The following is a 574-nucleotide window of genomic DNA, read 5'->3' as shown; positions in this document are numbered from 1 at the left end:
GTCCGGCGAGGGGATCCGCGGAACGTCAACCGGCGCTTCGAGCAGCTCCGCGCGGTGGCCGGGCTGGACTGGTTGCACCTGCACGACCTGCGGCATGCCTTCGCGACGTTCCTGCTCGACCAAGGCGAGGAACTGTGGACGGTGATGGAGCTGCTCGGGCACTCGACGATCCGGATGACGGCCGACACCTACGGGCATGTCCTGCCGGCGCAGGCTCGTCAGGCTGCCCCGGCCATCGATCGGTTGCTGGGCGAGGAGGGGACAGCGTGACCGCTTGGCTGTACGAATGGCTGTACTCGGAAGCGAGATCAACCAGGGAAAGTGTTGGTGGAGCCCCAGGGGACTTGAACCCTAAGCCGCAAGCCGGCGCGCGGATCAGCCGCAAACGGACCGATCAGTGCTCCGACCTGCGGCCCCGCCCCTCAGCGCCTCTCGACAATTCACACCCCTTGCGGCGGTCGTTTGCACTAAAGCTGTACTTGTTGATCAAGGACGGGAGGGCGTCTGCCGGGCGGACGTTAACGGGCCCGATCACCTGATCCGTAGCCCGGCCGGCTGTCCGGATCGGTAGTCG

General features: G+C 66.4%; 1 protein-coding gene. It reads left to right on the top strand.

The window, feature by feature from the left end:
* On the top strand, nucleotides 1–270 hold a 270-nt coding region (locus EAD98_RS00430), incomplete at its 5' end, for a tyrosine-type recombinase/integrase (RefSeq protein ID WP_147457297.1).
* Between the last annotated feature and the right edge of the window lie 304 nt (nucleotides 271–574).

The organism is Micromonospora sp. CV4, assembly GCF_003667455.1.
In the GTDB taxonomy this organism is placed as follows: domain Bacteria; phylum Actinomycetota; class Actinomycetes; order Mycobacteriales; family Micromonosporaceae; genus Micromonospora.
The sequence above is the reverse complement of the archived record's forward strand: the minus strand, read 5'-3'. Positions and strand labels throughout refer to the sequence as shown.